20 protein-coding genes and 1 pseudogene are annotated in these 17,103 nt (G+C 71.3%); 11 read left to right on the top strand and 10 right to left on the bottom strand.

Annotated elements, in window-relative coordinates; all coding sequences use genetic code 11:
• Positions 1 to 21: 21 nt before the first annotated feature.
• From FB559_RS42545 to FB559_RS42555, 3 genes and pseudogenes are all read left to right on the top strand, one after another.
• Positions 22 to 394: pseudogene (locus FB559_RS42545) on the top strand (hypothetical protein); the annotation flags it as partial.
• A gap of 184 nt (positions 395 to 578) precedes the next feature.
• Positions 579 to 1,937 (top strand): pyridoxal phosphate-dependent decarboxylase family protein, encoded by a 1,359-nt coding sequence (locus FB559_RS42550; RefSeq protein WP_185792776.1) that lies wholly within the window; start codon positions 579 to 581, stop codon positions 1,935 to 1,937.
• Positions 1,938 to 2,036: 99 nt separating this feature from the next.
• Positions 2,037 to 2,942 (top strand): DUF2510 domain-containing protein, encoded by a 906-nt coding sequence (locus tag FB559_RS42555; protein WP_185792757.1) that lies wholly within the window; start codon positions 2,037 to 2,039, stop codon positions 2,940 to 2,942.
• A 12-nt stretch (positions 2,943 to 2,954) separates the two neighbouring features.
• On the opposite strand, the gene FB559_RS42560 is transcribed toward FB559_RS42555, so the two are convergent.
• On the bottom strand, positions 2,955 to 3,413 hold the full coding sequence (locus FB559_RS42560) for an SRPBCC family protein (RefSeq protein ID WP_141963766.1): 459 nt from the start codon (positions 3,411 to 3,413) through the stop codon (positions 2,955 to 2,957).
• Positions 3,414 to 3,608: 195 nt separating this feature from the next.
• Here FB559_RS42560 and FB559_RS42565 point away from each other — a divergent pair, with 195 nt between their 5' ends.
• The gene (locus tag FB559_RS42565; protein WP_185792758.1) at positions 3,609 to 4,121 is read left to right on the top strand and encodes an SRPBCC domain-containing protein; all 513 of its coding nucleotides are present in this window, start codon (positions 3,609 to 3,611) and stop codon (positions 4,119 to 4,121) included.
• Here the strand turns inward: FB559_RS42565 and FB559_RS42570 are convergent.
• Positions 4,110 to 4,841, bottom strand: a complete 732-nt coding sequence (locus FB559_RS42570) for an alpha/beta fold hydrolase (RefSeq protein WP_141963770.1) — start codon at positions 4,839 to 4,841, stop codon at positions 4,110 to 4,112. The two genes, FB559_RS42565 and FB559_RS42570, sit on opposite strands and share 12 nt — an antisense overlap.
• Positions 4,842 to 4,946: 105 nt before the next feature.
• Here FB559_RS42570 and FB559_RS42575 point away from each other — a divergent pair, with 105 nt between their 5' ends.
• Positions 4,947 to 5,888: a helix-turn-helix transcriptional regulator gene (locus FB559_RS42575; RefSeq protein WP_141963772.1), complete on the top strand. Its 942-nt coding sequence runs from the start codon at positions 4,947 to 4,949 to the stop codon at positions 5,886 to 5,888.
• Here FB559_RS42575 and FB559_RS42580 read toward each other — a convergent pair.
• The 4 genes from FB559_RS42580 to FB559_RS42595 form a co-directional block, all read right to left on the bottom strand.
• Entirely contained in the window at positions 5,885 to 6,481 is a 597-nt protein-coding gene (locus FB559_RS42580) for a hypothetical protein (protein ID WP_141963774.1), read from the bottom strand. The genes FB559_RS42575 and FB559_RS42580 overlap by 4 nt on opposite strands.
• A 79-nt stretch (positions 6,482 to 6,560) precedes the next feature.
• Positions 6,561 to 7,328: an SDR family NAD(P)-dependent oxidoreductase gene (locus tag FB559_RS42585; protein WP_246122928.1), complete on the bottom strand. Its 768-nt coding sequence runs from the start codon at positions 7,326 to 7,328 to the stop codon at positions 6,561 to 6,563.
• 38 nt (positions 7,329 to 7,366) lie between these two features.
• Positions 7,367 to 7,480 carry a DUF397 domain-containing protein gene (locus FB559_RS42590; protein WP_141963776.1) on the bottom strand — a complete coding sequence of 38 codons (114 nt, stop codon included), beginning with the start codon at positions 7,478 to 7,480 and terminating at the stop codon, positions 7,367 to 7,369.
• A complete protein-coding gene (locus FB559_RS42595) occupies positions 7,477 to 8,298 on the bottom strand; it encodes a helix-turn-helix domain-containing protein (protein ID WP_141963777.1) in 822 nt (273 codons plus the stop codon). Before FB559_RS42595 ends, FB559_RS42590 begins: the two co-directional genes overlap by 4 nt.
• A 266-nt stretch (positions 8,299 to 8,564) precedes the next feature.
• On the opposite strand from FB559_RS42595, the gene FB559_RS42600 reads away from it, so the two are divergent.
• Both FB559_RS42600 and FB559_RS42605 read left to right on the top strand, forming a co-directional pair.
• Positions 8,565 to 9,173: an RNA polymerase sigma factor gene (locus tag FB559_RS42600; protein ID WP_141963779.1), complete on the top strand. Its 609-nt coding sequence runs from the start codon at positions 8,565 to 8,567 to the stop codon at positions 9,171 to 9,173.
• Positions 9,174 to 9,217: 44 nt separating this feature from the next.
• Positions 9,218 to 10,186 carry a CU044_5270 family protein gene (locus FB559_RS42605; protein ID WP_141963781.1) on the top strand — a complete coding sequence of 323 codons (969 nt, stop codon included), beginning with the start codon at positions 9,218 to 9,220 and terminating at the stop codon, positions 10,184 to 10,186.
• A gap of 80 nt (positions 10,187 to 10,266) precedes the next feature.
• Here the strand turns inward: FB559_RS42605 and FB559_RS42610 are convergent, their stop codons facing one another.
• Positions 10,267 to 10,902: a VanZ family protein gene (locus tag FB559_RS42610; RefSeq protein ID WP_221640739.1), complete on the bottom strand. Its 636-nt coding sequence runs from the start codon at positions 10,900 to 10,902 to the stop codon at positions 10,267 to 10,269.
• A gap of 71 nt (positions 10,903 to 10,973) precedes the next feature.
• Positions 10,974 to 11,441, bottom strand: a complete 468-nt coding sequence (locus FB559_RS42615; protein WP_141963783.1) for a MerR family transcriptional regulator — start codon at positions 11,439 to 11,441, stop codon at positions 10,974 to 10,976.
• 52 nt (positions 11,442 to 11,493) lie between these two features.
• Here FB559_RS42615 and FB559_RS42620 point away from each other — a divergent pair, with 52 nt between their 5' ends.
• The 3 genes from FB559_RS42620 (at position 11,494) to FB559_RS42630 (ending at position 14,185) form a co-directional block, all read left to right on the top strand.
• Positions 11,494 to 12,267 (top strand): SDR family NAD(P)-dependent oxidoreductase, encoded by a 774-nt coding sequence (locus FB559_RS42620; RefSeq protein WP_141963785.1) that lies wholly within the window; start codon positions 11,494 to 11,496, stop codon positions 12,265 to 12,267.
• Between the two features lie 93 nt (positions 12,268 to 12,360).
• Entirely contained in the window at positions 12,361 to 13,674 is a 1,314-nt protein-coding gene (locus FB559_RS42625) for an arsenic transporter (protein ID WP_221640740.1), read from the top strand.
• A gap of 4 nt (positions 13,675 to 13,678) precedes the next feature.
• The gene (locus FB559_RS42630) at positions 13,679 to 14,185 is read left to right on the top strand and encodes a universal stress protein (protein ID WP_141963787.1); all 507 of its coding nucleotides are present in this window, start codon (positions 13,679 to 13,681) and stop codon (positions 14,183 to 14,185) included.
• Positions 14,186 to 14,193: 8 nt separating this feature from the next.
• Here the strand turns inward: FB559_RS42630 and FB559_RS42635 are convergent, their stop codons facing one another.
• Positions 14,194 to 14,904, bottom strand: coding sequence for a DedA family protein (locus tag FB559_RS42635; protein WP_185792759.1), 711 nt, complete (start codon positions 14,902 to 14,904; stop codon positions 14,194 to 14,196).
• Between the two features lie 158 nt (positions 14,905 to 15,062).
• On the opposite strand from FB559_RS42635, the gene FB559_RS42640 reads away from it, so the two are divergent.
• The gene (locus FB559_RS42640; RefSeq protein WP_141963790.1) at positions 15,063 to 16,532 is read left to right on the top strand and encodes an AlkA N-terminal domain-containing protein; all 1,470 of its coding nucleotides are present in this window, start codon (positions 15,063 to 15,065) and stop codon (positions 16,530 to 16,532) included.
• A gap of 3 nt (positions 16,533 to 16,535) precedes the next feature.
• Here FB559_RS42640 and FB559_RS42645 read toward each other — a convergent pair whose 3' ends face one another.
• A complete protein-coding gene (locus tag FB559_RS42645) occupies positions 16,536 to 17,096 on the bottom strand; it encodes a GNAT family N-acetyltransferase (protein ID WP_141963792.1) in 561 nt (186 codons plus the stop codon).
• Positions 17,097 to 17,103: the final 7 nt, after the last annotated feature.

Raw genomic sequence — 17,103 nt, forward strand, 5'->3', positions numbered from 1 at the left:
TGCCACCCGGCCACGACCCGGATGCCCACCGAGGAGCTGCTGCCGCTGCTGCGGTCGGCGTACGACCTGTCCGCGGAGGTGGTCGTCGGCGGGAACAGCCTCGGCGGCCTCGCCGCCTGCTTCGCGGCCTACGAACGCCCCGACGTCTTCGGGGCGGTGCCGTCGGTCTCGGACAGCCCGCTGGTGGGGCTTCCTGTCCGCGCCGGAGGGCTGGGGCAAGGACGGCGAGCCGGAGTGGCTGACCCGGCAGTACGCCGCGGCGCCACGAGGGCCGGTCCGGTTCTGGGTCGACGTCGGCCTGCTCGAGACCGGCGCGTCACCGCTGTCACCGGGCGTCGACCAGCGCGCCGCCAACCGGCATCTGCGCACGGTCCTCCAGGCCAAGGGCTACGACGTGACCTACCACGAGGCACCCGGCGGGCACGACTTCGCGACGTTCCGCCGCAGCGCGGTCAAGGGCCTCCAAGCCCTGCTCGGTACGGGATGACGGGGCTCCTGCCGATCGGCCGGCGGGGACGCCGTCCACTCTGCTCCCTGGCCGAGGGCGTGGCGGCGGATATGGTGCGTCAGTGGAGGAAATGAGTCGCCTGTTCCGCTCGGCCGCCGACCACGCGGCCGGATACCGGCGGTCGTTGCCGGACCGGCCGGTCGGAGTACCCATCGACCAGAGTGCGCTGCTCGACGCGTTCTCCGGCCCGTTGCCCTCCGCCCCCTCGCCACCGGAGCAGGTGCTGGCGGACCTGCTCGCCGCGGCCGGGCCCGGTCTCGTCGCCACCGCCGGCCCGCGCTACTTCGGGTTCGTCATCGGCGGCGCGTTGCCGGCGGCGACCGCGGCCGACATCCTCGCCGCCGGCTGGGACCAGAACGCGCACAACGCCGTCACGTCGCCGGCGGCCATCGCGGCCGAGGCCGCCGCGGGCGCCTGGCTGAAGGACCTGCTGGGGATCCCGCCGTCCGCGTCGACCGGTTTCGTCACCGGCTGCCAAGCGGCCAACACCGTCGGGCTCGCCGCCGCCCGGCACCAGGTGCTGGCGGACGCGGGCTGGGACGTCGAACGCCGCGGGCTGCTCGGAGCGCCGCCGATCCGGGTGATCGCCGGGGACGAGCGACACGCGACGATCGACCGGTCGCTGCGGCTGCTCGGGCTCGGGACGGACGTGGTCGAGCCGGTGCCCGCCGGGCCGAACGGCGCCATCGACCTCGGGTCGCTGCGGTCGCTGCTGCGAGCCGGCTCCCCGGGCCCCACCATCGTGGCTCTTCAGGCCGGCAACGTGAACACCGGCGCCTGTGACCGGCTACGGGAGGCGTGCGAACTCATCCACCGGCACGGTGGGTGGGCGCACGTGGACGGGGCATTCGGGCTGTGGGCCGCGGCCGGCTCCGCGACCCGGCATCTCGTGGACGGAGTCGAGCTCGCGGACTCGTGGGCCTGCGACGGTCACAAATGGCTGAACCTCCCCTACGACTCGGCCTTCGCGTTCTGCGCCCGGCCCGACGTGCACGCGGCGGCCATGTCCTACGCCGCCGCGTACCTGGTCGGCTCCGGCGGCGCCCCGGCGGGATCGGAGCTCACCGTCGAGTCCTCGCGCCGGGCCCGCGGGTTCGCCGCGTGGGCCGGACTGCGCGAACTGGGCCGCGACGGGGTCGAGGCACTGGTCGACCGCTGCTGCGCGCTGGCCCGCCGGTTCGCCGACGGCCTGGCCTCGGCCGGGTTCGAGGTGGTGAACGAGGTGGTCCTCAACCAGGTGCTGGTCGCCTTCGGCGACGACGCGCGCACCGACGAAGTGGTGGCGGCGGTGCAGGCGGACGGCACCTGCTGGGCGGGCGGTACGACCTGGCGGGGACGGCGGCTGATGCGGATCTCGGTGTCGAACGCCACCACGACCGAGGCGGACGTGGACCGGTCGATCGCCGCGATCACCCGCCTCGCCGCCTGACGCCGGCCATACTCCACCCTTCGACGCGAGGGGCGTTGGGACCGTGTACCTGGGAGAACCCTCGTCCGGACGGTGGCGGTTCCTCTAGCATTGCCCGACGTGTCTGAAACTCCTTCCGGCTGGTACGACGATCCGTACGGCACCCCCGGCCTGCTGCGCTGGTGGGACGGCGGGCAGTGGACGGAGGAGACCGAACGCGCGCAGGGCCCGCAGCCCGCACCCCTGTACGACCCGCCCGTCCCGCTCTACGGGCAGCCGGAGCCCCCGTACGGGCAGGTCCCCGTACAGCCGGCCCGTCGCAACACGCTGCCCTGGGTGCTCGCGGGTGGTGCCGGGCTGGTCGCCGTGGTGGTCGCGATCGTCGCGGTGATGTTCATCGCGGGCGACGACGGCGACGGCGGGTCCGAGCCGACGGCCTCGCCCTCGGTGACCGCGAGCGCCTCCGCCTCCGCCACGGCGCAGGTGACCCGGTCGGCCGTCATCGGCACGGTCACCGACGGCAAGGCGGGCATCTCCTACGACCGGCTGGGCCCGCCGTGGACGCCCGCCGACAGCGGCTGGCTGCGTACGGACATGTTCAGCGGAGGTCAGGTGTCGGTCGTGCAGGAGCCGTTCGAGCAGTACGAGAGCTTCAACGCGACGAGCCTGTCCGGCGTCCCGCGCGCCGCCGAGAGCGCCGGCTACACCGGCCCGCAGAACCTGTCGACGGTCGACCGGAACGTCACCGCGCGGATCATGCACGAGAACTTCGACCTCGCCGCCGACCGGACCCCGATCTTCTCCGGGGCGCGCGCCGTGGACGGGCACCAGGCGTGGCTGGAGCGGTTCCGGCTCGACTTCACCGCCGCCAAGACGCGGCACTGGAAGTTCTCGGCCGACACGGTGGCCATCATGGTCGTCGACCTCGGGAACCGGCGCCTGGGGGAGCTGTGGGTCTCGATACCCGACACCTTCGCCAACCAGGGCGACCTCGACCAGGTGCTCGACTCCGTCAAGGTCGGCTGACCCGTTCCGGCGTCACGGTCCGACCTGGACGCCGTCCCTGATCGCGGCGTCGATGCCCTTGACGATGCGCGGCCAGCCGCCGCCCATGAAGCGCCGCCCCACCACCTGGTAGGGGTCTTCCGGATCGAAGCCGTCGTGGGTGAGGAACAGGCGGGTGCCGGCGCCCTCGGACTCGAGGACGAAGGTCACCGTGGAGTCGAGCCCGCTCGCGTCATCCGGATCGGCGCACCAGCTGATCTTGAGCATGCGCTCCGTCTCGAAGTCGAGGACCTCGCTGTGGCCGATGCCGCCGAACCCCGCCTTCGGCTGGGGTGTGCCGTGGAAGGTGAAGGTGTGGCCGATCTCCAGCTCGAAGTCGTTCGGCATGAGCCACCGGGCCAGCAGGGCGGAGTCGGTCAGCGCCCGCCACACTTTCGCGGGCGGGTGGGGCAGGAACTCGTCGACGCGGATCGTCCGCGGGTCGTCATTCACAAGTGCTCCTCATCAAGGACGTCGCGAGGCGGCGCCGCCGACCATCACCGCAGGTCCGGCACGCGGCGCCGGGGGCGTTCGAGGCCGGTCTCCGGCCGTAGCGGAGACAATAGGTAGGGAATCTCCTACCTGTCAAGCGTAGGAAATTCCCTACCCGTATGTCCGATAAGCGACGCCTGTGGCATGCTCCCGTGCATGGTGAGGCGGCTGCTTGCAGGGATCCTCGCGCCCGTCATCGTGTTCGTCGCCTTCTACCTGTGGGGGCGCGGCCACCCGTACACCGTCAGCCGGTCCGTCGAGATCGCCGCACCCGCCGACCGGGTCTGGGACGTCCTGACCGACCTGCGCGCCTATTCCCGCTGGAATCCCGAGATCACCGTCGTCGACGGCCAGGCGGTCAAGGGCCGGACCCTGACCCTGCGCGTCCACTCCGACCGCGGCGTCTCCACGATCCGCCCGACCGTACGGGCCGCCGAACCCGGGCGTGAGCTGCGCTGGGCGAACGACTTTCACGAGATCGGCGGCCTGGCCGACGGCGAGCAGCGGTTCACGATCGAGCCGGCCGGTCAGGGCAGGGTGAGGTTCACCCAGGCCGAGACCTTCCGTGGCATCGCGGTGCCGTTCATGCACGGCACCATGGACGCGGACTGCTCGCGTTTCGACGCGATGAACGCCGCGCTGAAGAAGCGCGCCGAGTCAGGCAAGTGACCCGAGCATCCGCGCCGTATCGGCGGGCCGCGACAGCATCGGATAGTGCCCCGTCGGCAACGACACCACCTGCGGCGGTCCGTCGAACCCCGCGAACATCGGGTGCCGGTCCGCGATCATCTGCCGTACCTGCGGCTCGGGGAAGATGCAGGTCACCAGCGTCTCGGGCACCGACGTGTGGTGGTCGCGCCGCAGCGGCTGCCGGGCCGTGGCGAACGGCTGCGGCACGCCGCGCTCGCGCAGCAGCGCAAGATCGGCCTCGCTCAGCCCGGCCTGGTTGACCGGGTCCTCTCCGGTGAAGGCCGGGGGAGGCAGCCGCCAGCCGTCACCCTCGGTTGCCACCCGCTTTTCGATCTCCTCCTGCGCCTCGGGCGGATTGACGTCGAACTGGGCCATCCCGTCCGGCAGCGGCGCCGAGTCAAGGTAGACCACGCGCGACAGCCGCGTGGGAATCCGGTCGGCGGCCAGCGCGACCGGCAGGCCGCCGCCGCTGTGCCCGACGAGGATCACCTCCTCCAGCCCCGCGTACTCGATCGCGTTGACCACGTCGGCGGCGTGGGTGTCCAGGTCCACCTCGGGCGTTGCCAGGTGCGCCCGGTCGCCGAGCCCGGTCAGCGTCACCGGATGCACCTCATGGCCGCCCGCCCGCAGCTCCCGCCCGACCGCGTCCCACACCCAGGCGCCGAGCCAGAACCCCGGGACCAGTACGAATGTCGCCATCACGCATTTCCTTTCCGTTCGGTGTGCCCCCGACGCTAGAGGCGAATCCGGACAGGGTCCGCCCGGTATAAATGGCATATTCGCCGGGGAATGACGGGAGAGGCGATGTCGCATCCGACCACGCGCGTGCTGGCCATGCTGGAACTGCTCCAGACACGCCGTGAGCTGACCGGCCCTGAACTCGCCGACCGCCTCGGCGTGGACGAGCGCACCGTACGCCGGTACGCCCTGCGCCTGGCCGAGCTGGGCATCCCGGTGGAGGCACGGCGCGGACGCTACGGCGGCTACCGGCTGCTGCCCGGGTACAAGCTGCCGCCGCTGATGTTCACCGACGACGAGGCGGTGGCGGTCGTGCTGGGCCTGCTGGTCGGGCAGCGACTCGGGATCGCGACGGACGGCGCCCTGGACAAGATCCGCCGCGTGCTGCCCGCGCAACTGCGGGACCGCGTCGCCGCGCTGCACGAGACCCTCGGGTTCACCCTGATGCCGCGTGAGGGGGCGATGCCGGACGCCTCGGTGCTGCTGGTGCTGGCCGCCGCGGCGCGCGACCGCCATCGCGTACGCCTCACGTACCGCTCGTGGAAGGGCGAGGACAGCGAACGCGAACTGGACACCTACGGCCTGGTGTTCCACTCCGGCCGCTGGTACGCCTCGGGGTTCGACCACCGGCGCGGGCAGGTGCGCACGTTCCGGGTGGACCGGGTCACGTCGGCGGTGCCGCTAGAGGCCACCTACGCGGACCCGGGCGGGTTCGACGCCGTCGCGCGGGTGACGGAGTCGCTGGCGTCGGTGCCGTACGCGCATGAGGTCGAGGTCGTGCTGGAAACGCCCCTAGCCGATGCGCGCCGCCGGATCCCGCCGACCGTGGGCACGCTCAGCGAGACCGAGGGCGGCGTCCTGCTGCGGACCCGCGCCGAACGCCTGGACGGCATGGCGCAGCTGCTGGCCGGGCTTGGGTGCCCGTTCGTCATCCGGACGCCGGAGGAGCTGCGCGGGGCCGTACGGGCGCTGGCCGAGCACCTCGTTGAGTACTCGGCCGGGCCTTAGCCGTCGTCGCCCCGGGGCATGAGCAGCCAGCGCGCGAAACAGCCGTCGTCTCCCAGCTCGGTGTACCACCGCACGCGGAGCGTGTACGCACCTCGGTCCATGGCGACCAGGAGACCGGGGGCGATGCCGCGCGGCGTCCGCGGTCTCGTGACGGGTGGCGGTCCCGGGTCCGCGCGCACCAGCTCTGCGCCGTCCGGCCCCGTACCGTCCAGGGCGGCGCTGAACAGCGCGAGCGCGCCGCTGCCCACCTCGATCACGTCGCCTGGGGTGTCCTCCCCAGTGGGAAAGCCGAGCGCGGTGCCGAGAAGCGAGCCGTAGTCCGCGCCGGAGACCTGAACGACGGCGAGCGCATCGTGCCCGGCGGTGAAGACCTCGAGCCATCCTTCGTCCCCGACGACTCCGTCGGTGCCCACCAGCGCCGCCCGGTCCGGCCCCACCGGCAGGCCCGTCACCTCCCACCCGAGGTCGCAGATCTCCTCGAAGGCGTCCTCGTCGGTGCCGCCGTGCCAGTGCTCACGCAAGCGCGCGTCCATCGCCAGGAACGGCTCACCGTTGGTCCAGATCCGCCCCACGTGCGTCCATGAGAGCCGCATGGCCGACCATTATGGACCGGAGCGCAGCCGCGCATCCGCGTCCTCACCTCGGACGGGCCGGTGGCCCCGGACGGCTGAGCTAGTGCACGGAGAAGCCGCCGTCGACGAAGATCGATTGGCCGGTGACGTAGGCCGAGGCGGTGCTGGCGAGGAAGACGGCGGCGCCGGCGAAGTCGTTCGGTTCGCCGTTGCGGCCGATCAGGGTGCGGGCCGCCATCGCGGCGTGGCGTTCTGGGGGGATGTGGGTGACCAAGGGGGTGATCACGAAGCCGGGTACCAGCGTGTTGCAGCACACGCCGCGTGCGGACCAGGCCTCGGCCTGTGAGCGCGTCAGGGCGACCAGTCCGCCCTTGGAGGCGCCGTACGCGCCGCTGTTGCCGAACGCGCGGAACGACTGCTGGGAGGCGACGTTGATGATGCGGCCGTGCCCGCGACCTGCCATGCCCGGCCCGAACCGCTGGCCGAGCAGGAACGGTGCGTCCAGGTTGACCGCCATGGTGTGGTCCCAGGCGGGCTCGTCCAGCTCGTCCATGGGCGGCCGCAGGTTGATACCTGCGCAGTTCACCAGGATGTCCGGTTCGCCGAACGCCCGTTCCGCCTCGTCGCCGGCCCGTGCCACCTGTGTACGCTCGCCCAGGTCGGCTACGACGTAGGCGGCACGGCCGCCGCCGGACTCCAGGTCGGCGACCGTCTCTCGCAGGGCGGCCTCGCGCCGGGCGATGAGCACGACGCTCGCTCCCGCCCCCGCCAGCGCACCCGCGATGCCGCGCCCGATGCCGGAACTTCCGCCGGTCACCATGGCCACCCGGCCCGTAAGCCCGAACGTCTTCTCGAGGAACCCCGTCACGGCCGAAACGCTATCGGTTCTGTGGAAACGGGCCGCACCTAGCCAGGCCGGACGTCCACGGTAAGCGTGGCGACCTCGACACAATCCCCACCGGTGTCGCCGCTGCGGCTGCTCTTACGCCACTGGTCAGGCGACAGGTCGAGGGCGCTCATAGACTCTCCAAAGTCACGTGGAGTAATTTTAGGGATTCATCTGCGGAGACCGCTGCTCCCCTGATCAAATCGTAGCGCAGCTTGTATTCCCGGACGATGGCACGATCGGCCGTGATCTGGCCGCCCACGTGCCCTTCCGCGTATACCGCCTCCGGACCGTCATCGAATCCCAGAATGGTGAACGCTCCCATCAGCCCGGGATAGGCGCCCTTGCCACTCGGAACGATCTGCATTGTCACGTTGGGCAGTTCCGCCACCTCGGTGAGGCGATGGATCTGCCCGCGCATGACCTGGTGGTCGCCGATCGTCCGCCGGATGGCCACCTCATCAAAGATGGCGACGATGCGCGGTGGCTCCGGCCGATTGAGGATCTCCTGGCGGTCCATGCGCTTGTTGACGAGCTGTTCGATCTCCTCGAGACCGCGGCCCGCCCTCATTACCTCGTAGGCGTACTCGCGGGTCTGGAAGATTCCTTTGATCACGTTGGGTTCGAAGACATGCATCGTGGACGCCGCGGCTTCACGCGCGACGAAATCGTTGAAGCCCGGTGGCAGTGCGGCGAGGTGACGCGTCTCGTTGATCAGTTTCCAGAGGCGTACGAACACGCCGTTGGTCTCGAAGTGGGTGTCGGCGTCCTCGGCGAACTTCTTCGACGGGATGTTCTTGCTCGCCTCGAACTGGCTGATGAGCTGCGGGGTGTATCCCAGCGTCTCGGCGAGTTCGATCTTGGAGGAGCCCGCGTCGCACCGCCAGGCGGCTAACTCGGCGGCGAACGCCCGGACCGCGGGCAGATCGTACGGGTCGCGCTGTGCCACCATTCCGGAACCTCCGGGAGGGGAGACCGCGTCGAGCGCGGTGAGTGACAGGTCGTTGCATAACGTAACCGGCCGGCAGGGTATCGGGGCGCCATTCAGTTGTCGTGGCCAATCCTCCTGAGTCTCCGCAGGTCAGCGATATACGTCCGTGGAGACCTTTCAAAAGCGGAATTTCCGCGAACTCGACCCCGGGCTTCGGGAGACATCAGTGTGACCATCGCCTCTTATCCGTGAAGGAGCCATCTGGTGAGACGACATTGGGTCGCAGTGTGACGGGCGCGGACACCGCACGGCAGGCGTCCGGCCATGACATCCACGAACAAGACGCCGCCCTGATCCGACGTTCGTGGCACGACCCGGAGGCTTTCGCCGGATTGTTCGACCGCTACGTGGAGCAGATTCACCACTACGTCGCCCGGCGGCTGGGCACCGATGCCGCCGACGACATCGTGGCGGAGACCTTCCTCGCCGCGTTTCGGCGGCGGCATTCCTACGACACCGAACGGGCCATGGCCCGCCCCTGGCTCTACGGCATCGCCACCAACCTGGTCGCCAGGCACCGGCGCAGCGAACAGCGGTACCTGCGCGTCTTGCACCGTACGGGCATGGATCCCCTACCCGAGCCCATGGCGGACGCCGTGGCCGCCCGGGTGACCGCCCAGATGGATGAACGGCGGATGGCCAAGGCGCTCGGGCGACTGTCACCGGACGACCGGGACGTCCTGCTGATGGCGGCCTGGGGCGGACTCAGTTACGAGGAGATGGCGCAGGCCCTTGAAGTGCCGATCGGCACCATACGGTCCCGGCTGCACCGGGCGCGCAAGAAGATGCAGGCGGCGCTCGGGGCCGACCCGACGACGCGGATTCAGGAGGTGTGATTGTGAATGACCCTAGAGCGGCCGATATAGCCAGGATCGCTGGAATGCGCTCGGACATTCCGCCAATCACATCGGAGGCGGAACGCACCGCGCGGGCCGCATTGATGCGAGAGATCCACGGACCGGTACGTTCGGCGCGGCGGTCCGTACGGCCTTGGTGGAGCCGCCGATCGGCGGTGGCGGCCATGGTGACCGTGGCGGTCGTGTCCGGTCTCGCCGTGGTGCCGTCGGTTCTGCCATCCGGCGGGCCCCGCGTCATCGCGCCGGCGGCGAACGCCCAGGAACTGGCCGAGCGCGCCGCCCAGGCCATCGAGAAGCAGCCGCCCCCCTACCCCCGCAAAGACCAGTGGCTGTACATCAAGTCCCTGGACTGGAGCGACGGAGACCGTACGGGGAAGCCGACGGTGAACCAGTACTGGTTCCGCGGCGACGGCGCCCTGGAGGCCATGCCGCCGAAGGACAGCGGCTTCATCGGCACCTTCAAGAGGGACAAGACCCTGTGGCCACCGGTGCTGGACCACGCAGAGGTCGCCGCACTGCCCGGTGACCCGGATCGCCTGCTCGCCTGGATCAACACGAAGGTAGACGCCCATGAGACTGTGATCGACCAAATGGAAGCTAGATACCTGCGCCGCAATCCAGGCGGCAAGTTCTTTGCCAACCTTCCAATGCGGACCCGGCTGGACCAGACAATGAGTCTGATACGCGCACTGTTCGCCAATTACCCCCTGCCGCCAAGGGTGAGCGCGGGCCTTTTCCGGGTTTTCCCGAAGATCGGCGGTGTGGGCTTCCAGCGTGGCGTACTCGACGCGGCGGGACGGCGCGGTGACGCTTTCACGTCCCTTTCGGGCGACGGCAAGTTTCGCGAACAGATCATCGTCGACTCCCGCACCTACCACTACCTCGGATCGGCCTTTACCGACGCGAAGACGGGAAGGCCAGTAAATCGCGACGCCCTGCTGAAGACGGCCGTCGTGGACAAACCGTGGCAGCAGCCTTCTTCAGGCGGATAAGCAGGTTCCCCTTGCGAACGGTCAGTGGCGGCGGCTCCGCGGTCCCCAGCACGCTGACGCCACTGACCGTTCCGTTGTGGCTATCGACATGACCCGTACGGCTCCGGTTCCGTGAGCGGGGTGGCGGAGCCGGGTACCGGGGCCGGCGGAGGTCGGTCCGGCGACGTGCCGGCCGTGGCGGGCCACCAGCGGCGTGACGCCAGCGCGGCCAGCCCGGCGCCGGCGGCGTTGAGCAGTACGTCGTCCACGGAGGACACGCGGTCCAGCCGCAGGACGTACTGCGCGACCTCGACCGAGACCGAGCAGCCCGCCGCGAGGGTCAGAATCCGGGGTACCGACGCCAGCGAGGCGAACCGCAGCGGGGCGAAGAACCCCAGTGCCGCGAACACCAGCAGGTTGCCGACGACCTGGCCCGTCGCGGTCCCCGGCCCGGCCGCGAGCACGTGGGACAGGTCCCGCAGCGGTACCAGGCTCACCCGGGCGGTGCCGGCCCGGCCGCCCGGCGACATGATCATCCATACCCACGGCACCGTCCCGTAGACGATGCCGACCTCGGCCAGCGACATCCGCCACGCCCAAGCCGGCGCGGTGCCGGTGACGCGTCGACGGCCTGCCAGAGCCCACACCACCAGCGCGGCCAACGGGAGCGCGGCCACCGTGATGACCACCACGCCGGTGAACGTCCCGGACACGCTGTGCCACCCCTTGATGATCACGCTACCTCCGCTTCCGCCCGACCGTCCTCATGGAGGGACTCGCCACCATCGTCACTTCGGTCAGGGCTCGCTCAGCGGGCATCCGGCAGGCGGCTGGGTGCCCACAGCCGGTCGGCGTCGCCCGCGGCGAGCCGGCCTCGGTAGACGTCGATCTTGTGGTCGATGAGCTCGAGGTTCTCCTGTATCTCGGCGAGCTTGGCCATCACGTCGGCGCGGTGGGCTTCCATGAGGGCGAGGCGTTCTTTCTCGTTGCCGCGCCCTGCTGACACGAGCCGCGCGTAGCGGCGGATGGTCTTGATGGGCATGCCGGTGGCGCGCAGCCGGGTGCAGACGAGGATCCAGTCGAGGTCGAGCCGGTGGTAGCGGCGCCGGCCGCCGGCGGTGCGGTCGATGGGGGTGACGACCAGCCCGGCGCGTTCGTAGTAGCGCAGGGTGTGCACGCTGACGCCGGTGCGGCGAGCTGCCTCGCCGATGCTCAGGCCCTCCTGCGGGCCGGAGCGTGCGGGTCCGGATGCGGGTCCCGGGTTGACCTCGAGCATGCTCTAAATCCTAACGTCGAACCCCACCGACGATCATCTGAGAAGGGGCGTCATGTCCAGCTCTACATCAACACCCGGGAGCGAGCTGAACGGGATCCGCGTCCTGGTGACCGGCGCCACCAGCGGTCTGGGCGCGACGATGACGGCCGCGCTCGCCGAGGCCGGCGCACGGGTGATGGTCACCGGCCGCGACCAGGCACGGGCCGAACAGGCGGCCGAGGAGCTCGGCCCGCCGGTGATCCCGTGCCGCCTCGACGTGCGTGACGAGCGCTCGGTCGCCGCCTGTGTCGCCCGGGCTCACGACGCGTGGGGCGGCATCGACATGCTCGTCAACAACGCGGGCATCGGCATGCGTACGGTCAACCCCCGTTTCCTGTCGGAGCCGCAGCCGTTCTGGGAGGTGACGCCGGCCGGCTTCCGTGACGTCGTGGAGACCAAGGTCGTCGGCTGTTTCCTCATGGCCCGCGCGGTGGTGCCGCCGATGCTCCGCCAGGGCGGGGGGCGGATCGTCAACATCTCGATGAACGAGCGGACGATGGTCCGCGGTGGCTTCGTGCCGTACGGGCCGTCGGGCGCCGGCGTCGAGGCGTTGTCGCGGGTGATGGCGGCGGATCTGGCCGGCGGCCCGGTGACCGTCAACATCCTGCTCCCCGGCGGGGGCACCCGGACCGGGATGGTCCCCGATGACGCTCCCGCCGAGGTCCGGGCGCGGCTGCTGGACCCGGCCGTGATGGCCCCGCCGATCGTGTGGCTCGCCTCGGACCAGGCGGCCGGCGTACATGACCGGCGCATCGTGGCGAACGAGTTCGACCCGGCCACGCCATGAGGGTCGAGCGGCCCCCTCGATGATGTCGTCGTGCGCGTCACCCGGCGCAGGTGAGCCCGGCCGTCCGACATAATCCGAGGCTGAGGCGTCGCGGTGGGCAGGGCGGGAGAGCCGACCCGGCCGCGGCCGGGTCGGGAGGCCGCACTGAGCACCGTCGTCGCCGAGGTCGTTTCCGTCGTGTCGCTGCTCGCGGTGCTGGCGTTCGCCGTCGCGCGTCCCCGGCGGCTGCCGGAGGCCGCGGCGGCAGTACCCGCGGCCCTGCTGGTCGTGGCCGTGGGCGCGGTGTCGCCGTCGGAGGCGTGGGGGCAGGTCAGGCAGCTGCTTCCGGTCGTGGGGTTCCTGGCGGCCGTGCTGGTGCTGTCCCAGCTGTGCGACGACGAGGGGCTGTTCACCGCCGCAGGTGACCTGCTGGCGCGGGCCTGCCGGGGACGGCCCGAACGGCTCTTGGCCGGCGTGTTCGTGGTGGCCGCCCTCGTCACCGCGGTGCTCAGCCTCGATGCGACCGTCGTACTGCTCACGCCGGTGGTGTTCGCGACGGCCGCGCGTGCGGGCGCGCGTCCCCGGCCGCACGTCTACGCCTGCACGCATCTGGCCAACTCGGCGTCACTGCTGCTGCCGGTCTCGAACCTGACCAACCTGCTGGCCTTCCACACGAGCGGGCTGTCCTTCGCCCGGTTCGCCGCGCTGATGTCGCTGCCGTGGCTGGTCGCCATCGCGATCGAGTACCTGGTGTTCCGGCGTTTCTTCCGCACCGACCTCGCGGCCGGCGCCGGCACGAGCGCCGAACCGGCGGCGGAGCGCGCGCGCCTTCCGGTGTTCACCCTGGTGGTGCTGGCGCTGACCCTCGCCGGCTTCGCGCTGGTCTCCCTCGCCGGGCTGAACCCGGCGTGGGCGGCGCTGGGCGGCGCGCTGGTGCTGTCGGTACGGGCGCTGGCGCGGCGGCGTACGAGCGTGCGCGGCCTGGCCGGGTCGGCGAGCCCGCTGTTCTGCCTGTTCGTGCTGGCGCTCGGGATCGTGGTCAAGGCGGTGGTGGACAACGGCCTGGGCTCCGCGGCCGGGAGGGTGCTCCCGCACGGTTCGAGCCTGCTCGCGCTGCTGGCGGTGGCGGCCGTCGCCGCCGTCCTCGCCAACCTGATCAACAACCTGCCCGCCGTGCTGGCGCTGGCGCCGCTGGTCGCGGCCGGCGGGCCCGGCCCGGTGCTGGCCACGCTGATCGGGGTGAACCTCGGCCCCAACCTCACCTATGTCGGGTCGCTGGCCACCCTGCTGTGGCGGCGGGTCCTGCACGAACGCGACGAGGAACCGGCCCTGGGGGAGTTCACCCGCCTGGGGCTGGCGGTGGTTCCGGCCACGCTGGCAGGGGCGACGGTGGCACTGTGGGCGATGCTGACGGTGATCGGAGGTTGATGCCATGTCGGTGATCATCTGGGTGACGGAGGGCACGTGGCGGGCGGCCGTCGACGCGGCGCGTACGCTCGCGCCGCCCGGCGCGGAGTTCACCCTGCTCCACGTCATCGGGCCCGAGGCGGCCGGTGCCGCGCACGGGGCGTTCGCCGGGCTGCTCGGCCGTGGCCGTCCCGGGCGCGACCCCGGTGACCGGCTGAAGGAGCTGTCGGAGACCGCCGCCGAGGAACTGCTGGCGGCCGCGGCCGAGCTCCTCGGCGGGCCGGTACGGACGATGCGGCGCCGTGGACGCGTCGAGCAGGAGGTCGTACGGGCCGCCGAGGACGCCGACCTGCTGATCTGCGCGCGTGACGGCGACCGCGAGCGGCTGGGGCCGCGCAGTCTCGGTCCCGCGACGCGTTTCGTCATCGACCACGCGCCGTGTCCGGTGCTGGTGGTCTGGCCGCAGGAGGCGCCCGGCCTGGACTCCCTGCCGCCCCCGCCACCACCCCCACCGCCGCACCGGCGGCACTGACCCGCAGGTCAGGGCGCCGGGTCCTCCACCGGGGCCTCCGGGCGGCGGTTGCGCACCCGCTGGGTGACGATGACCACGACGACCAGCCCGATCGAGATCCACAGGCCGTAGTGGGAGATGGTCTTGGCGACGTCCACGGCGTCCTGGCCGAGGTAGTAGCCCAGACCGGCGAGCAGCGAGATCCACAGCAGGGCGCCGAGGGCGTCCAGGAGCACGAACGTCAGCAGCCGCATCCCGGTCCAGCCGGCGACCACGAAGACGAGGGCCGCGGGGATCGGCAGGTAGTAGGCGAGCACGACGCCGAGCCAGCCGAGCCGGCGGCCGTATTTCTCCGCCCGTACGACCAGCCGCCCGCCGCGACGGCTGCGGCCCGCGAAGATCGTGAGCATGCCCCGGCCCCAGCGGCGTCCCGCCCACCAGAAGAACGGGTCGAACATGATCATTCCGGGTACGGCCGCGGCGACGGCGACCGCTATGGGGACCTGTCCGACGCGCGCGAACGCCCCGGCGGTCACGATCGAGGTCATGCTGCCCGTGAGCAGCTCCAGCAGCACCGGATGGTGACCGATGAGCAGCGGCCGGATGGGGATGAGAGCCAGGGCGTAAAGACCGCTCGCCGCGATGCCGAACCAGCAGATCAGATCGGCGCGCTGCGGCCGGCCGGCCCAGGGAAGGCCGGGCTGCGGGGGCTTCGGCGCCCTGTCCTGGGCCGTTGTCATTCTTTGATCGTAGGGCGCGGCGGCAGGCGCTTCGCGCATCCGTCCGCCCGTGTTCGGCCGCTTCGGTGCCCGCTGGGCCCATCGTCGCCGGAGGCACACCGAGCATGGTGTCGTTTTTCCGCTAGCTTGGGTGGGTGGCCATAGGTGATGCTCACCTCATGCATGAGGACGTGGAACGCTGTGTGCGGGCCGTGCAGTCCAAGGACGCACGCTTCGACGGCTGGTTCTTCACCGGGGTGGTCACCACCGGGATCTACTGCCGGCCGAGCTGCCCGGTCGTGCCGCCCAAGGTGGCGAACATGCGTTTCTACCCCAGTGCCGCGGCGGCTCAGCAGGCCGGGTTCCGGGCCTGTAAGCGGTGCCGTCCCGATGCCAGCCCCGGCTCACCGCAGTGGAACGAGCGCGCCGACCTGGTCGCCCGCGCCATGCGGCTGATCGCGGACGGGATCATCGACCGTGAGGGCGTGCCGGGGCTGGCGAGCCGCCTGGGCTACAGCATCCGCCAGATCGAACGCCAGCTGCGCGCCGAGCTCGGCGCGGGGCCGCTGGCGATCGCGCGGGCCCAGCGTGGGCAGACCGCCCGGCTGCTGATCGAGACCAGCACGCTGCCGATGAGCGACATCGCGTTCGCCTCGGGGTTCTCCAGCATCCGGGCGTTCAACGACACGGTGCGCGAGGTCTTCGCCCTGTCCCCGACCGAGCTGAGGGCCCGCGTCGGGCGCGGCCGCCCGCCGGAGACCGCCGGGACCCTCGCGCTGCGCCTGCCGTTCCGCGCGCCGCTGCTTCCCGACAACCTGTTCGGCCACCTGGCGGCGACGGGCGTACCCGGGGTCGAGGAGTGGCGCGACGGCGCGTACCGGCGCACCCTGCGTCTTCCGCACGGACCGGGGATCGTCTCCCTCCGGCCGGCCCCGGACCACATCGGGTGCCGGCTGGCGCTCGCCGACCTGCGCGACCTGTCGATCGCGATCAGCAGGTGCCGCTGGCTGCTGGACCTGGATGCCGACCCGGTGGCCGTGGACGAGCTGCTGCGCGAGGACCCCGCGCTGGCACCGTACGTGGACAAGCATCCCGGACGGCGGGTGCCGCGCACCGTGGACGGGGAGGAGTTCGCCATCCGTGCCGTGATCGGCCAGCAGGTCTCCACCGCCGCCGCCCGTACCCACGCGGGCCGTCTGGTGAGCGCCCACGGCGAGCCGGTCACCGACACCGAGGGCGGGCTGACCCACCTGTTCCCCGACTCGGCCACGGTGGCCACCGTGGACCCCTCCTCCTTCGCCTTCCCGCAGGCACGCCGTACGACCCTGACGACCCTGGCCCATACGCTCGCCGCCGGCGAGATCGACCTGGGCCCCGGCAGTGACTGGGCGCGGGCACGTGAGCGGCTCGCCGTGCTGCCCGGCATGGGGCCCTGGACGATCGAGACCATCGCGATGCGCTCACTCGGCGACCCGGACGCCTTCATCCCCACCGACCTGGGCGTTCGCATGGCCGCCCGGCAGCTCGGCCTGCCCGCGACGCCGGCGGCGCTGACCCGTCACTCGATGGCATGGCGGCCCTGGCGCGCGTACGCGGTGCAGTACCTGTGGGCCACCGGCGAGCATGCCGTCAACCGGCTCCCCGCCTGATCGCTAGGCGCGCGCGGACCACTCGTCCTCGAGCATCGCGTAGACCAGCTCGTCCGTCCATTCGCCCTTGACGACCTCGTTCTGCACGAAGCAGGCCTCACGCCGCATGCCGAGGCGTTCGAGCACACGCGCCGACGCGGTGTTGCGCCCGTCCAGGCGGCCGACGACGCGGTGCAGGCCGAGATCTTCGAAGCCGAGCCGCAGCATCACCTCGGCGGCTTCGGTGGCGTACCCGTGCCCGCCGTGGCCGGGATGGAAGATGTAGCCGATCTCGCCCTGCCGGTGCTCGCGGCTGACCCAGATGAGCAGGACGTCGCCGATCACCTTGCCGGTCCCGGGCAGTTCGACCGCGAGCGTGAGGTTCTCCCCCTCCTCGCGCAGCTCCGACGCGGCGATTTTCAACCGCAGGGACTCGCGCGTCTGTTCGCGGTCCCTCGTGCCCCAGTACAGGTAGCGGGCCACGTCCGGCCGGGACTGGATGTCGTGCAGGTCGTCGAGGTCGTCTTCGGTGTAGGCGCGCAGGAGGAGCCGTTCGGTCCTGATCGGGAGTTCGGGTGTCAGCACCGCCCCA

It is taken from the genome of Actinoallomurus bryophytorum (genome assembly GCF_006716425.1).
Taxonomy (GTDB): Bacteria; Actinomycetota; Actinomycetes; order Streptosporangiales; family Streptosporangiaceae; genus Actinoallomurus; species Actinoallomurus bryophytorum.

Bases quoted from the DNA above. Each gene is read 5' to 3' on its own strand.
- FB559_RS42565 (WP_185792758.1), top strand. From the start codon at position 3,609: ATGGTGAGGCGGCTGCTTGCAGGGATCCTCGCGCCCGTCATCGTGTTC.
- FB559_RS42630 (WP_141963787.1), top strand. From the start codon at position 13,679: ATGTCGGTGATCATCTGGGTGACGGAGGGCACGTGGCGGGCGGCCGTC.
- FB559_RS42570 (WP_141963770.1), bottom strand. From the start codon at position 4,841: ATGGCGACATTCGTACTGGTCCCGGGGTTCTGGCTCGGCGCCTGGGTG.
- FB559_RS42575 (WP_141963772.1), top strand. From the start codon at position 4,947: ATGTCGCATCCGACCACGCGCGTGCTGGCCATGCTGGAACTGCTCCAG.
- FB559_RS42620 (WP_141963785.1), top strand. From the start codon at position 11,494: ATGTCCAGCTCTACATCAACACCCGGGAGCGAGCTGAACGGGATCCGC.
- FB559_RS42635 (WP_185792759.1), bottom strand. From the start codon at position 14,904: ATGACAACGGCCCAGGACAGGGCGCCGAAGCCCCCGCAGCCCGGCCTT.
- FB559_RS42580 (WP_141963774.1), bottom strand. From the start codon at position 6,481: ATGCGGCTCTCATGGACGCACGTGGGGCGGATCTGGACCAACGGTGAG.
- FB559_RS42550 (WP_185792776.1), top strand. From the start codon at position 579: ATGAGTCGCCTGTTCCGCTCGGCCGCCGACCACGCGGCCGGATACCGG.
- FB559_RS42590 (WP_141963776.1), bottom strand. From the start codon at position 7,480: ATGAGCGCCCTCGACCTGTCGCCTGACCAGTGGCGTAAGAGCAGCCGC.
- FB559_RS42595 (WP_141963777.1), bottom strand. From the start codon at position 8,298: ATGGTGGCACAGCGCGACCCGTACGATCTGCCCGCGGTCCGGGCGTTC.
- FB559_RS42605 (WP_141963781.1), top strand. From the start codon at position 9,218: ATGCGCTCGGACATTCCGCCAATCACATCGGAGGCGGAACGCACCGCG.
- FB559_RS42615 (WP_141963783.1), bottom strand. From the start codon at position 11,441: ATGCTCGAGGTCAACCCGGGACCCGCATCCGGACCCGCACGCTCCGGC.
- FB559_RS42640 (WP_141963790.1), top strand. From the start codon at position 15,063: ATGCATGAGGACGTGGAACGCTGTGTGCGGGCCGTGCAGTCCAAGGAC.